The sequence below is a fragment of the Blautia sp. TM10-2 genome (genome assembly GCF_003480845.1).
Lineage (GTDB): Bacteria > Bacillota > Clostridia > Lachnospirales > Lachnospiraceae > Fusicatenibacter > Fusicatenibacter saccharivorans.
Map to the genome: position 1 here is coordinate 229,635 of NZ_QUJZ01000002.1, position 13,486 is coordinate 243,120.

The window sequence follows — 13,486 nt, forward strand, 5'->3', positions numbered from 1 at the left end:
AAAAATCACACTGCGGAGCAGAGAAAACAATTTCGTCTTGAAAAGGAGAAGCCGATACTGGAGGCATTCTGGAATTGGCTGGATCAACAGCGCCCAAACAAGGGAACCCGTTTGGCGAAAGCGGTAAACTATGCCCAAAATCGGAAAGACACCCTGATGACCTATCTGGAAGACGGTCATTGCAGTTTATCCAACAATCTTAGCGAGAATGCAATCAGACCATTCACTGTTGGCCGGAAGAACTGGCTGTTCAGTGCCAGTCCGAAAGGAGCTGCCTCCAGTGCTATTGTGTATACAATGGTCGAGATGGCAAAAGCGAATGATCTGAATACCTATAAATATCTGACATATCTCTTATCACAGCGGCCAGACGATAAAATGTCAGATGAACAGTTGGAACAGCTTGCCCCATGGAGCGAGACTGCGAAAACGAACTGTCAAAACTAAAATAGAGTAAAACGCTTGCATCTATCATTTTGGTGCAAGCGTAATTCATGAGTAACGTAGCAATATTTTGCGCTTACCTCCTTTTATATTTGTGGAAAGTATGATACAATAATACCAATAAAAGGAGGGCTTTATATGAAAAGTAAAAGAGCAATCATTGTATGTTTGGTATTAGGAACAACTATCTGTTTTACAGGATGCCAAGGAACTGAGAAATCAGTGTCGACCGATACAACGCACCAAGATAGCAGCGGTGTAATCGAAAACAATAATGATCTATCATCAAATTCAGTAGAAACGAAACAAGAAGAAACGGAATCATCAAGCAAAAGCATAGTCTCAGATTCAAAAGATGTCGTGACTGACACCGATTGGTATGAAAATGATGGATCAAGTATAGCATCTGGAATATATATTGTAGGAGATGATTTGAAAGCTGGAAGCTATACTTTCACGAACAGGGGCGAAGATTCTTCAATGGAAATAATCATTTTTGAGACTATTGATGACTATATGGGATATTATCGCACGAGTCCCAGATCCATAATCGGAGAAGAGGATGATGCTATCCAAGCAAATTCATATTACTGCACATATGTATATCCAGATGAAACATGCTCAGTAAATATTTCGGATGGCAATGTTCTAATTATGGATCAGTCTTATGGATCTTTAACTGGCGAATCGTCTACAGGAAAAGATAAAAATATATTAAATGACGGCGAAATCCTTAAGCCCGGATTATATTCATCGGATCAAATTGAAGAGGGAACTTATATTCTGTCGTATTTAAGCAATGATGACGAGCAAGGCAGTAATATAATTCTGTTCGAAAACAACGAGCAATATAAAGAATACAATTCGACAGATAAGTCCACCATTGGTGAATATAATGAAGCAATGTGGAAAACAGCTATATATGACACGTATGTTGATGCGAATGAGCCTTGTATTATAAACTTTAAAAAAGATTCGGTTATGCTTGTGGATTATCAGAGCTGTTATATTCAGAAAGTTGATATGGACTGGTCGGAATGAAATTTATAAGAAAACTTAGGCGGAGACTATCTGTATATTTTCTAAAGAGTTCCTGGAGAAAAGAAGACAATAGAGATCAGAAAGGGGCAGATAGATATTTCGCCATTTCAATATGGCTGGCACCATCTGACAATATTTCGAAAGACTTTTTGGAAAATCTTAGGATTCGTACAAACTATATGATTGATAATATCGATAGCATTGATTGATATTTTGAGGAGTTACTCTTTATGAGTACTCCTTTTTTTTTATTGTTTAGGAGGTCTATTATGGACAAAATCAATAAGTTTTTAAAAAAGATTTTTATAGAGAATGGAGACGTTACCTACAGACTCGTATGTAAAGATGGATTTAAGATCTCAATAGGCGCATCCGTCTTTCATCACTGCGATCCATGCAAAAATAAAGCGTGGCCATATAAAAGTGTACAGCTTAACTTTCCAAGCGAATTAGATGATCTTATCAGTGATTATGTGCAAGACCCTAAAGAAATGGGTAATGTATATTCATATGTCCCAATTGATATTGTAAACGAATTGATCGAGAAACATGGTGGCATTGTCGAATAAAAATATCAAAAGAGTCTGAAGTGAAATATATTCAGACTCTTTTCTTTATTTATGGAGGAAATAAATATGTACAGTCAATATCTCGATGATCTTCCACAGTACCATTTTGAACGGGAAGATTTTGTAAAAGTATTCCGGAATGTATTCACCTCTGATGAAATATTTGACATTGAAGTCATGTGTCAGGGTGTAAAAAACACAGAAGATTTCCTGCTTTACTATGCGGATGACGAGTTTTATATCATTCATCTTGCCAGTGGTACAATTATTAATTACTACAAACACTTAGGTCGAACCAATACCTGCAATAAGGAAGGATTTACTCTTGAAGATTTGAAAGACTTTCTCCTTCTTCTCAAGGAAGACCTAAAAGACATGTCCGTATAAAATATAGAGAGGAAATAGATATGTTTACACGAGATACTATTCATGAATATTTAGAAAAATATAATCTCGGATCGGTACGGTTTACAAAACTTGCCGGTGTTGGGATAGGATCATTATATAAATATATGAATGGACAATCATTATCAAGAAAAACTGAAGCCAGAATAAGAGGTGGTCTGATCATTCTGGAAAAGCATAATCTCGTAGCACCAGAGTATAAGGCTGAATACCCAAATGACTATATCGCATGGAATAATAAGCGCATCAAATATGAAAAAGACTCGCAGAAATATGCGGAGGAGTTCAAAAGATTGTTAAAAGAAGAGCTTGAGAAAGAAACACCAGACGGCTATATTTTAACGGATCAGGCAAAACCATGCTGCGTTTGTGGGCATATGACAAATAGACTGCAGTATAACTATGAAAATTATATTTGTAGTGAAAAATGTGAAAAAACCATGAATGATATTGTTTATAAAGCTGAGAGAGATGCCATTGTATATTAAAAATATTTAAAAGAGCTAACAATATGATAAAAAATGTAAGTAAAACTGAGGTCGAGAAATTAGATGACAGAAATCTTCAGAAAGCTATCATTGGACTAACGGACGAGTTGGTCTTCGTGCATGGATATTCTTCAGAAGATGCTGCAATATTCGTCCGGAGCTGTTATTTATATATTTCTGAGCTTAAGAAAAGAAATCCGAAAGAGCCAATCAAAATTGCCCGATCTGAAAAAGAGTGGGAAGAGATTGCTGAACGATATTTCGCAAGGGATTGTATTATTCCAGCTATTAACCTTCGTGAAATGATGGAAAAACACAATTAAAATAAAGGACTGGAAAATCGCGCGACTATAAGTAAGGAGGATTAGATGGAATGATTGAATGCACTTTAGGTTTATTATGTGTACTCGGATTTCTGTATGGCGGAAATGATCCAGCTTATCTTATTGCGGCAGGTTTGTTTGCAATCGCAATTAATCTTATTTTAATGAAAAATAAGAAATAGGAGGAGGATTAGAAATGGGAAGATTGAATGATATTGTGAATGGCGATGGCGAGCTAACAAATAAGGAAACAGCAGAGATATTAAAAATACTTCTCGCAGACTATTACCTTATTAATCCGGATGCTGGAACTATTATTTATACGCTTGCGATAAAGAAGGCAATAAAGGCACTCGAACATGCCGAGAACAATGAAGCTGAATCTGTATACGATATGGCGCATGAAATCGGTGATCCATATTATGCGGATTCACCGATGAGCGTTACCGGAGCTAAGGTCGTAGATGAATATTTGTATATTAAAGGTTACGACGGAGGTTTTCCCTCATTAGAAGGATACCTCAAAGTCGATCTAAAAACCAGAAAAATTGTGAAAGAATATGGAGCATGGAATTCTCCAGTGTCTATCGAAAATGGGGTGTATGAATAGTGAGAAGATGTATCAACTTCATCAAACAGAGATATGAGAACATACGTGGAAAATACACTACATGATATTTAAGAGCCATAGTCCAAGCAAAGACTGGCTGGATGCTTTATAAAAATGAGAAAGGAAAGGAAATAGAAATGAAGAAAAATAGAATTATGTTATTTTGCGTAATCGGACTTGTTATTGGAATGCTGATTGGATGTGGAACTGGTGTTTATGCCAATTCGTTCTATTTCAGAGAAAATGATAGTCAGGGAATGTGGAGAATCGGGATGACAAATAAACTTGCTGACTATGTTGATGAGCAGACCGGTGTGCACTATTTACTCGTATATGACGAAAATTCATTAAACAGTCTTTGTCCGAGATACAACGCGGATGGCTCTTTAATGGTGGAGGAGAAGAAGTGATGGATATTTCTAATAAAGCATCGGATGCCGACTATATTCGCGAGGTTGAGAAAACCATCAATAATGTACATATGTCGGTCACCGAAACACTTGATGAATTTATATTTCAAACTATAGACGAGTTCATCCGTAGTAATTTCTGAAAAATTAGTTACTGCTGAAGAAAACAGCGCTATATTTCGTTGCGGATATTCTGAAGGATATGAGGCAGGCATTGAAAAGGGACATGCGTTAATTGAAAAAGCTCGAATGGAGGAACACATATGGCGATAGTAACTTTTAAACCAGTTTGTGAATGTGGGTACATCTTCAAACATTTCGAATACGATTATAATCCTAAACCGCCAATAAAAGTATATGCGGCTGATGCAGAAGAGGGAGATATTCATAAAGCACACTATATACATCAATCAGCGATCAGTCCTGAAAGATGCCCTAAGTGCGGTCGGCTTATTAAGGCGTTCAAAATTCCAGATACACGCGGGATTAAACTAATTTATAACGAGGAGGAAAAGAAATGATATTTTATGAAGGAGACGAGATTAGATTCAGAGGACAGTATGCCATTATCTTAGAGGTGTACGAGGATACAGAAGAATATCTGATAGAGATGGAGGATACCGGAGAGCAATCTATAATATCAGAGAAAGACATTGAATAGGGCCTTGAATAAAGGCTCTTTTGTTTTGTAACCATTGATATTGGTTGCTGAAATACAGTCGTGATATTTTTCATGTTAGTTATGTCTGGAATAACGAAAAGAATGAATGAAAAAGGCGATAAAACAACGCGAAAAGAACATAATAAAGGAATTCTAATGGAGGAAAATATACATGAAGAAAAAATTAGTAGCAGGATTTTTAGTAGTGTCTATTCTTACAATTTGTTTCACAGGTTGTGAAGGGTTGAATAGCGAAGTAAACGATCTCAATGGTTCTATCACTGGTAATACATATAATGCTTCATTTTATACGAATGAAGGCGAAAAATTCATGGATATGAGTGGGCAGAAAATTGACTTGGACTCAAATGTTATAAAAGAAGAAACGTATTCAGACGGCAGTTGGGGCTATACGAAAAAATTATCCAGCGTAGTTACGGTTACAATTGATGGTAAGGAAGTGGAGAACTGCGGTACTACAATGATCTTTGCGGAAAAGGGATTAAATCCTGATGTGGATTTTCAAAGTCCAGAAGTAATTAATAGTAAAACTGATGGTAGTCTTGGAGAGAATGTTATTATTGCAAGCGTTGTCAATAGATTTAAGAATTATTTCGGTAAGGCTCGTGTAGTCGTCATCCAGTCTCAGCTTGGTGATCCGATTTGCGCTTATTCTGGTGATAGTGTGTATTATGAGGTATGCGAAGATCTGCCGAAAACGACAAAATTAATGATTGACGGAAAAGCACTTTATATTCATAGAGCTAACTTTCAGATTATTGACAAAGAATTATTGGACTAATAGCAAAAATATACCGAAATTGTATAGCTTGCCGTTCTGTAACAACGGACGAGAAGGGACGAAAATATGATATTTGTGATTGATAAATTAAAATACGACACTGATAAAATGGAGTTAATCTCAGAAAAATGCAAATATAACTATCCTGGATATTTTCTTGGGAAAAATGTCTCATATAGCGCCAAATCCACAAAACTGTATAAGACTAAAAAAGGACATTGGTTTCTGACTTACGAAAAAGATGTATCAACATATGGCAAGGTTCTGACGGAAGATGAGGTAAAGGAACTATTGATAAAATCAGATCTTGCGAAATACGAAGAGCTTTTCGGAGAATTAGAGGAGGGATAAAAGATTTTGGAAGAGAATTGTAAAGTATAACATTTACTTTTGATATTTTGATGGATATTTATGAAATGGTCGATGGGTAAAAAATCTGCCATATTCTGAATTAATTATTTGGAGGGATTTCTAATGAAAAACTGGATTAAAAAGATGAATGAGATGTTTGAAGCCAATGAATGCACGAATAACAAGCGTGTGACTGTAGACTATTGTGAAAATGCAGAATGTATCTTTATTAATGTATGCGGCAGCACGGCAGTTATCAAAGATATTGATAGATTTACAGATTATGGTTTGATGATGGAATGTCTGAAAGAAGTTCAGGACCTTTATTCGGTATGTCCATGTTAAGCGAGAGTAGGAGGTATGTCAAGTATGGAATATATGAATAAGGTAATTTTATTAGTATTTTGTCACTTGGTTGGTGATTATGTTTTACAAAATGATTTTATTGCAAAGACCAAAGGAAGTAATTGGTATCATTTGTTCGTACATTGTGCGTTGTATTGTTTACCATTTTATCTTGCCTTTGGATTAACTTGGCAGCTTGGAGTTGTTTTTGTGACACACTGTATTATTGATCCGCTAAAGGCGAGATATCAAAAAATATCATATGTAACTGACCAAGTTTTGCATTATTTTGTATCACTCGTTTACTTTTTATAGGAGAATAAATGGGTAAAGTAAAAAGAAAACAACGACTGCAATCTCCTTGGTGGTGGACATTAGACAATGATAATCAGTATGTTTTATCGTTGCTTTGAGAAGGAGCTAAAATAATGGAAAAGACAATGTGGAAAATATTGCTGGTAGCAAACCTTGTATGCATCATGTTGTGTATCATATTTAAAAAGTTTGATGTTGCATTTATGAATCTCATAGCAGCTATTATGGACTGTTTGAATATATTTTGGGATGAATAGGAGGATTAGCATATGAAAGATAAGTATGATGTTATTTTAAAGGAGAAGCCAATCGATGAAGGGCTTGGAAAAACTGAAATAATAGAAATGCTTTCTAATCTAAAAGATGAGGAAATTATTCCATTAGAAATCGAAGCTACGAAGACTGATTCAAGTGCAATGGGATTTATTACATACCAAGCGGTAGAAATGTTAAATTTTTATTATAAAGAAGGATCTAATTTTGGCAAATTTATTATCGAAATTCTTGAAGATATGAGCAAAGAAAATAAAGATTGCCATTATAAATTCGGAGTGCTTGATATTTATATGGATCGATAGGAGGATTTATGGAAACACATGGATATCATCTTGGGACAGTAGAACCTGATATTATAAATGGTTCTACTATAAAAATTGGAGAGACTTATAGCCTTTTGATATTCGTAGACTATCATTTTAATTGGTTTCAGAAGAAAATGATTAAATGGTGCTTTGGATTCAACGTGGAAGACTACAGGAGGAATGAAGATGGAAATTGTTAGTGATATGATTATCAAATTTACAGCCGATGATATTTCGGATATGCTTTTTGAAAAGATTCGGAAAAATATTCCGGACATTGATATTCACCAATATGAATATGAAATCATAACTCCTTTAAATGGCATTGTGATACATTGCAGACCAGTCAACAGAAATCAAGGAGGATGATGTGGAATGAACGTTAATAGATATATAGATATCGAGCTTACAGAGGAAGATGTTAAAAAGATAATAGCCGAATTTATAAATAAAAAATACGGCGGCACGATTAATGTGGACCAATACGATATCGAAATACATGTCGGGATGCGAGAAAGAAACTTTACAGAGGAACCATGTTTTGAAGATGCCGTTGTGCACTATAGATTTGGCGCGGAAGCGAGGATAAAAGAATGAAAACTGATATTATGGAATATGTCGAAAAGATTTGGAGTGCTGCACCTCTGACGAATAGTCAGAAAGAGTTTCTTAGAGATGCATACGAAGCAGCAGACAATAACATGCAGTTTATTTATTGTTCTCCGCGTAATCAAAATAGATCATACTTGATAACACTTATGGCTTTGGCAACTATTTTAATCGCTGAGGAAAGAGGAGTTCTGAAAATAACTGATCGTCAATATTCTAAAACCCCTATTATAATAGGAAGAAACTCATTCAGAAAGGAATAAAATTATGATAAAGACAAGAGAAGATTCGAGGATTGAAGTTTGGTCAGATCAGTATATCAATAATCCAACCCATAGGAAAGATGAGGATAGAGATATGGTGATTATTCAGATGGAGTATGTGGAAAGTGGCAACTTTATAGTTGAGATTATACCCAAGAATAATATTACACAAATGGTTCCTCTCAAAGAAATAATTTGCAATATTAAAGAGGAAATCGATAACAGCTTCTGGGATAGTTATAAAACCAAAGAGGGTACATCAATCAAGATAGATGTTTGCCATGTGGAAGAGTGGTTTAACGAATACAAGGAAATACTTCGCAAAAGATATTCGGGAGATAATAAATAGGAAAGGAATGGAAAACATGATCATTGATATTTACATGTGCTATAAAACAAGCGATGAGTTTCTATATTATACAAAGCGTCTTCTCGAAGTTCCTGGTTGCACCTATCTTGTATATCGTCCAATGTTTAATGGGTACGAGTTTTATTTTCATACGCAGAATATCCTAGTCAGAATACTTTATTTACCGCCAGTGGTCTGGTTTGACGGATCAGCAAATTTCCCAGATTATTACTATACGAATAATTCGGTCACAGCGGCTACACTTCAGTTTATACTTGAAGGTAGGTCATGTGTTTGCTTGGGATCATTCAATGATATTTTAAAGATTCTTAATGGGCAGAAAGAATAGCCGCGTTATTTACATAGACTCTAATGAAAGGAGTGATTATATTATGGCAACGATGGTGGCTAATTTCACATTTAAAGGATTGGGTGCTTCGGTATTAGGAGAGCAGGTTAAAAATTATCTTATTAAGGAGTTCGTGGCACGGCGAAATGTATTTGTCGATCTGGTTAATCCTATGTATGAAAAATGGAATAAAGAATTTTATGAATTATATCCCGGAAAGAATGGATATTATTTAGAATATTCTAAATTTATTTGTGAAAAACATAGGGAACCGTTGAGAATAGCTAACGCCAAAGACATATGGCTCAATGAGGTTGAATTACGATCTGATATTACTGAATGTGGCGAGATTTATGGATATGTGAAAAATCTTGAAGTGGCGATTTATGTATCACTTAATTGAGATTAAGGCTCAGCGCTGAAAATGCGTTGGGTCTTTTCTTTTTATAGAAAAATGGAGGATTGATATTATGGTTATTAATATTTATACGAATGCCAATAATTTAAAAAAATTTTATTTAGGAAAACTTGTTCAGCAAAAGTGTGGCAATTTCGAGGTTGATGATTCTAATGGATTTACTAAAATTATTTGGCCAGAGAAGCAGGTTACGATTATGATTTTTCCAATATTGCCCAAATATTACAAAATTGCTGTTCCAACTTATTTCTACGTAGACGAGTACGAGTTGAATAGTGACGATGTAAAAATCTATCTGGAATCAAAAGACTGTATCTCACTGCCGTCATTTGGAGATGTGCTTAAATTATTGAAAACAGGTAAAACTTGTTTAGAAAAACTAAAAGAAGATGAATTACAAGCCAGAAGAACCGATGAATTTGATGGAGAATGTCTTACGGTTGACTCTTTGAAGACATATTTAGAGAAATTATCTGAGGCTGGCCATGGCGATGCGATGATATTCATGGGAAAAAGTGCACCTATTCATCGTGATGCTTTATGTTTTGAAGGAATATTTAATAGGTTAACTATATGTAACACATATTATGATCGAAAATTGGCAGATGCTACGGAACGTGCGAAAAATGATCTGCAGCGAGTTATTACGACATATTTGGCTGATTGTTATGATGCTGGGATTTGAAAGGATTGATATTTTATGAGCAAATACACGAAAGCCCGAGAGATTATCGAGAAGGAGATTCAAGACAATATAAAGACCGTCGATGGATATTGCGAATACTGTAAAGACATGCCAGATGATGTATGGCAAAAACACAATCATCTTTTTCAAACAGAAGGACTAATGTATACAAACCAGGTACTCAAATCGATGCTAAAGCGTACCGATTTTTCAGCGGACGAAAATATGAATAATAGTATGCGATATGTAATGCTTATTGAAACATTCGAAGAAGTTCGCAAGCAAGCAGCGATAGATGCCAATTCGATATATGGGTGTGGACAAAATATTGAGAATTTATACTATCAAAGAACAATGTTTATAGTTTCATATGTGGCAATGCAACTTAACAAGATTTATATGAAACTATGTAATATATCAGAGGAGAAATAGTTATGATTTTAAAAGAAACTATTGATGGAAAAGAGATTAATATTATTAAATCATCCGGATACAATGATGGATATTATTGGGATATGAATGCTACAGTTATTTTTAATGGTAACATATATACAATTATCGATAGCGGATCTGGATCTGGGTGGGATTTATGCTACACGGGTGTGAAGAAAGGGAATCTTGATCGACTGTATGGGCATGATCAGCTCGAAGATCTTGATGAACTCGAAGATTTTATTAACGAAATCCCAGAACTTTTGCGGAAATTCATAAACTCGGGTGCGAAAGAAAGCTGGGAAGATATTCAGGATGAAGATTTCGATTATCATATTTCTGTCGATGGTAAAGAAATTGGAGGACATGGTGAATTGGAGGATTGATGTTTCGTGAAGCAGAAGTCAAATGTATATAGAATTTGTGAATGTTTATCTTGTGTATTTTTCAATTTATGTGAAAACACCATAGAACATCCGCATGAGTATCCTGACGGAAGTTGCAAACAAAAAGATATTTTTAAGAAAATATTGATTGAGAGTGTGGAGGATATTGTAAAATGATCAGAATTAAGACCTATGGGAAATTTCATGATAGAATCAGAGGAGAATTATTCGAAAGTGAATGCAGTTGTGGCTGTAAATTTCAATATGATTATAATTACCCGATGTTAGAGCATAGTGATATGAGAAGTGGCGTGGTTGGACATTATTTATTATGCCCTGATTGTGGACAACCTCTTGCTGATATCTATGATTCAGATGGGAATATAATCGCGCGTGCTTCCGTGAATTATAGGGAAGGATATTTTAGATTATTCAATAATTGTTGTGATGATATTTTGCTGAAAGGGGATAGTATTGGAAGAGATAAAACGAAAGCGTGGTAGACCTATAAAAGGGCAGAGGAAAACTAGACAGTTGAACGTCAGGGTTCCCGAAGAATTTTATGACGAATTCGTAAAATTATGCGCCATCGATGGAGAGACACAAGCAGATTATATTATGAAAAGCGTGAGAACTATGGGAAATCTTACACGATTTAGAACAACTGAACATAATAAAAATGAGCTGCCGGATGATATTTACGATCAATGGAGCGATAATTTAGAGGGAGATTTTGACGAGTGACGTGTATTTTTGTATAGCAGAAAATAAGGAGTCAATGATTTTTGTATAGCAGAAAATGCCAAAATCGGGTTATTTTTGTATAGCAATAAATCATTTTGGCTAAAAATTTTTATTTTTCTTATTTTGTATAAGGGAAAAAATTAAAATAGACTTTAAGAAATTAAAATAGAGTTTAATTTTTACTTTGAAATGAAATAGGAACTGTGAAAAATTTTTATTTTTGTATAGCAGAAAATAAATCATGAGAAAGGCGAGCAAAATGAAAAAAGGAAAAGATTATTGGGGACCGGTATTTGATTCATTTGTTGAGGAATATCCGAAACTTGCGGAAGATATTGTTGATTGGTATCCAAGTGGTCAAATGGAAATAGCACTAAAGACGGGGGGCGGCAAAAGATATATTTATGATTTCATGAGCAGAAGCATTTATCTTATATTTGATGAAACCGAAGGCATTGAACTGTCAGAGGAGGATTTCAATCAGCGTTTTTCTGAAAGATTATATTACAAGCTTATGAGGGTTGGAATGACTCAATATGAGCTTTCACGAAAGACTGGTATATCGTCAATTATGATAAGCAGATACTGCACCGGAAAATCTATTCCGACAGTTTATAATTTGCTGAAAATTATGAAAGCTTTGAAGTGTAGCATTAATGAATTAATCTATGGTTAATATTTTGGAGGTTGATAATATGAACACATCATTTATTCCATATGATATTCGATCTAAACAATGGAATATGGAAAGAAAAATTAAAAAACAATTATTTGACCCAGATTTTGATTTTTTTAAATATGTATACAAGAGCAACGTTACGAGAAGTTATGATTGCATTATTTCCGTATGAATCTATGATAAATTCAGCAGGAAGAGCATTTTGTGGTATGACAAAAAAGAGAATGTATAAACACTTATTAGGCTATGCGGTGTTAAAAGGGTGGATTGTTTTACCATATTATTATGAGTAAAAGAAAACCGCATTTCAAGGAGGTTCTATTTTATGGTTATGATAAGGCAAAGATGTAACAAATGTGGAAGACATCTTTATTCTGCAAATAACATGCGATTTTGTATATGGTGTAATTTGATTCATTAAAAGAGGTTTGATTATGGTATGTACATTTGATCCTGCAATTGAAAAATAAGAAATATTTGGGTCTGGGTTTAAATACTCAGGCCCTTTTATTTTATTCGCGAAAAAAACATAGCCTATTATGAGGGAGAGGGACATAAACCTCTTCTTTTTATTTCGCCACAAATAACCAGAATATTCGGAAGGAGGAGCGAGTGGAAGAAGAACAGTGGAAACCCGTTGGAACCAGCGATGTATATCAAGTTAGTGATGCTGGAAGAGTTAAAAACTCAAAGACAGGTCGTGTTAAAACTATTTCTTATGATTTTCAGGGTAATGCTATGGTGTACCTTTATGAGAATCATAAAAAGCAAAAGAAAAAAGTATCACGATTGGTCGCTGAATCATTTTTGCATGGAGATGTCATGTCATCTTATATTCATTATAATGATGGAAGCAAAAAGCATGTCGGTGCAAACAATCTTACCTTAGAGCCGAAAACAAAGGGTAAGAAAATTAGAGTCGTGGAAACAGGAGAAGTCTACGACTCGATATCTGAAGCCAGCAAATGCATTGGTCTTAGTAGATCAAGGATCAGCAGATGCGTCGGCTATCCATTTAATTCTAATAAGTTCGGATATCATTTCGAATTTATCGAGTAATTAAGTCTAAATCTATATTCACATCCTACGCACCACCTACCCCGTGCGCTTTAAAAACATACCCTTTTATGAGAAGAAGTTGCTTGTTGGCACTTTTTATTTTGGCATATTGTAGCGGAATTTGGGCTACCTTTCCTCCCATCCGTGAATTTTAATCATTTATATTTC

28 protein-coding genes are annotated in these 13,486 nt (G+C 34.9%); all 28 read left to right on the plus strand.

Going from position 1 to position 13,486, the window contains the following annotated elements:
• On the plus strand, positions 1-447 hold a 447-nt coding region (locus DXD92_RS18885; RefSeq protein ID WP_243104828.1), incomplete at its 5' end, for an IS66 family transposase.
• Positions 448-582: 135 nt separating this feature from the next.
• The gene (locus DXD92_RS03150; RefSeq protein ID WP_118640027.1) at positions 583-1,485 is read left to right on the plus strand and encodes a hypothetical protein; all 903 of its coding nucleotides are present in this window, start codon (positions 583-585) and stop codon (positions 1,483-1,485) included.
• A 269-nt stretch (positions 1,486-1,754) separates the two neighbouring features.
• Positions 1,755-2,054, plus strand: a complete 300-nt coding sequence (locus tag DXD92_RS03160; protein ID WP_118640029.1) for a hypothetical protein — start codon at positions 1,755-1,757, stop codon at positions 2,052-2,054.
• Between the two features lie 66 nt (positions 2,055-2,120).
• Positions 2,121-2,441 carry a hypothetical protein gene (locus DXD92_RS03165; RefSeq protein WP_118640030.1) on the plus strand — a complete coding sequence of 107 codons (321 nt, stop codon included), beginning with the start codon at positions 2,121-2,123 and terminating at the stop codon, positions 2,439-2,441.
• A gap of 20 nt (positions 2,442-2,461) precedes the next feature.
• Positions 2,462-2,947 (plus strand): hypothetical protein, encoded by a 486-nt coding sequence (locus DXD92_RS03170; RefSeq protein ID WP_118640031.1) that lies wholly within the window; start codon positions 2,462-2,464, stop codon positions 2,945-2,947.
• Positions 2,948-2,970: 23 nt separating this feature from the next.
• The gene (locus DXD92_RS03175) at positions 2,971-3,270 is read left to right on the plus strand and encodes a hypothetical protein (protein ID WP_118640032.1); all 300 of its coding nucleotides are present in this window, start codon (positions 2,971-2,973) and stop codon (positions 3,268-3,270) included.
• A 50-nt stretch (positions 3,271-3,320) separates the two neighbouring features.
• Positions 3,321-3,452: a hypothetical protein gene (locus DXD92_RS19155; protein ID WP_279220634.1), complete on the plus strand. Its 132-nt coding sequence runs from the start codon at positions 3,321-3,323 to the stop codon at positions 3,450-3,452.
• A gap of 14 nt (positions 3,453-3,466) precedes the next feature.
• Positions 3,467-3,880, plus strand: coding sequence for a hypothetical protein (locus tag DXD92_RS03180; RefSeq protein ID WP_118640033.1), 414 nt, complete (start codon positions 3,467-3,469; stop codon positions 3,878-3,880).
• 155 nt (positions 3,881-4,035) lie between these two features.
• Entirely contained in the window at positions 4,036-4,290 is a 255-nt protein-coding gene (locus DXD92_RS03185; protein ID WP_158581752.1) for a DUF6440 family protein, read from the plus strand.
• Between the two features lie 263 nt (positions 4,291-4,553).
• Positions 4,554-4,811, plus strand: coding sequence for a hypothetical protein (locus tag DXD92_RS03190; RefSeq protein WP_118640035.1), 258 nt, complete (start codon positions 4,554-4,556; stop codon positions 4,809-4,811).
• A complete protein-coding gene (locus tag DXD92_RS18440) occupies positions 4,808-4,951 on the plus strand; it encodes a hypothetical protein (protein ID WP_158581754.1) in 144 nt (47 codons plus the stop codon). Before DXD92_RS03190 ends, DXD92_RS18440 begins: the two co-directional genes overlap by 4 nt.
• A gap of 172 nt (positions 4,952-5,123) precedes the next feature.
• The gene (locus DXD92_RS03195) at positions 5,124-5,753 is read left to right on the plus strand and encodes a DUF5052 family protein (protein ID WP_118640036.1); all 630 of its coding nucleotides are present in this window, start codon (positions 5,124-5,126) and stop codon (positions 5,751-5,753) included.
• Positions 5,754-5,819: 66 nt separating this feature from the next.
• Complete coding sequence (locus tag DXD92_RS03200; protein WP_118640037.1) at positions 5,820-6,104, plus strand: hypothetical protein; 285 nt, start codon at positions 5,820-5,822, stop codon at positions 6,102-6,104.
• Between the two features lie 123 nt (positions 6,105-6,227).
• The gene (locus DXD92_RS03205; RefSeq protein WP_118640038.1) at positions 6,228-6,449 is read left to right on the plus strand and encodes a hypothetical protein; all 222 of its coding nucleotides are present in this window, start codon (positions 6,228-6,230) and stop codon (positions 6,447-6,449) included.
• Positions 6,450-6,473: 24 nt separating this feature from the next.
• Complete coding sequence (locus tag DXD92_RS03210) at positions 6,474-6,764, plus strand: DUF3307 domain-containing protein (RefSeq protein WP_243104829.1); 291 nt, start codon at positions 6,474-6,476, stop codon at positions 6,762-6,764.
• Between the two features lie 269 nt (positions 6,765-7,033).
• Positions 7,034-7,342 (plus strand): hypothetical protein, encoded by a 309-nt coding sequence (locus tag DXD92_RS03215; RefSeq protein ID WP_118640039.1) that lies wholly within the window; start codon positions 7,034-7,036, stop codon positions 7,340-7,342.
• 189 nt (positions 7,343-7,531) lie between these two features.
• Positions 7,532-7,714, plus strand: coding sequence for a hypothetical protein (locus DXD92_RS03225; RefSeq protein ID WP_118640041.1), 183 nt, complete (start codon positions 7,532-7,534; stop codon positions 7,712-7,714).
• 6 nt (positions 7,715-7,720) lie between these two features.
• Positions 7,721-7,942 carry a THUMP domain-containing protein gene (locus tag DXD92_RS03230; RefSeq protein WP_118640042.1) on the plus strand — a complete coding sequence of 74 codons (222 nt, stop codon included), beginning with the start codon at positions 7,721-7,723 and terminating at the stop codon, positions 7,940-7,942.
• Positions 7,939-8,217, plus strand: coding sequence for a hypothetical protein (locus DXD92_RS03235; RefSeq protein ID WP_118640043.1), 279 nt, complete (start codon positions 7,939-7,941; stop codon positions 8,215-8,217). Before DXD92_RS03230 ends, DXD92_RS03235 begins: the two co-directional genes overlap by 4 nt.
• 4 nt (positions 8,218-8,221) lie before the next feature.
• Positions 8,222-8,566 carry a hypothetical protein gene (locus DXD92_RS03240; RefSeq protein WP_118640044.1) on the plus strand — a complete coding sequence of 115 codons (345 nt, stop codon included), beginning with the start codon at positions 8,222-8,224 and terminating at the stop codon, positions 8,564-8,566.
• A 392-nt stretch (positions 8,567-8,958) separates the two neighbouring features.
• Positions 8,959-9,318: a hypothetical protein gene (locus DXD92_RS03250; protein WP_118640046.1), complete on the plus strand. Its 360-nt coding sequence runs from the start codon at positions 8,959-8,961 to the stop codon at positions 9,316-9,318.
• A 67-nt stretch (positions 9,319-9,385) separates the two neighbouring features.
• On the plus strand, positions 9,386-10,018 hold the full coding sequence (locus DXD92_RS03255) for a hypothetical protein (RefSeq protein WP_118640047.1): 633 nt from the start codon (positions 9,386-9,388) through the stop codon (positions 10,016-10,018).
• Between the two features lie 15 nt (positions 10,019-10,033).
• On the plus strand, positions 10,034-10,450 hold the full coding sequence (locus tag DXD92_RS03260) for a hypothetical protein (RefSeq protein ID WP_118640048.1): 417 nt from the start codon (positions 10,034-10,036) through the stop codon (positions 10,448-10,450).
• A gap of 2 nt (positions 10,451-10,452) precedes the next feature.
• Positions 10,453-10,836: a hypothetical protein gene (locus DXD92_RS03265; RefSeq protein ID WP_118640049.1), complete on the plus strand. Its 384-nt coding sequence runs from the start codon at positions 10,453-10,455 to the stop codon at positions 10,834-10,836.
• A gap of 173 nt (positions 10,837-11,009) precedes the next feature.
• Positions 11,010-11,339: a hypothetical protein gene (locus DXD92_RS03270; protein ID WP_118640050.1), complete on the plus strand. Its 330-nt coding sequence runs from the start codon at positions 11,010-11,012 to the stop codon at positions 11,337-11,339.
• Positions 11,311-11,580, plus strand: coding sequence for a hypothetical protein (locus DXD92_RS03275; RefSeq protein ID WP_147399283.1), 270 nt, complete (start codon positions 11,311-11,313; stop codon positions 11,578-11,580). Before DXD92_RS03270 ends, DXD92_RS03275 begins: the two co-directional genes overlap by 29 nt.
• A 241-nt stretch (positions 11,581-11,821) precedes the next feature.
• Positions 11,822-12,256, plus strand: a complete 435-nt coding sequence (locus DXD92_RS03280) for a helix-turn-helix domain-containing protein (RefSeq protein ID WP_118640052.1) — start codon at positions 11,822-11,824, stop codon at positions 12,254-12,256.
• 615 nt (positions 12,257-12,871) lie between these two features.
• Positions 12,872-13,318: an NUMOD4 domain-containing protein gene (locus DXD92_RS03290; RefSeq protein WP_158581755.1), complete on the plus strand. Its 447-nt coding sequence runs from the start codon at positions 12,872-12,874 to the stop codon at positions 13,316-13,318.
• The last annotated feature ends 168 nt before the right edge of the window (positions 13,319-13,486 follow it).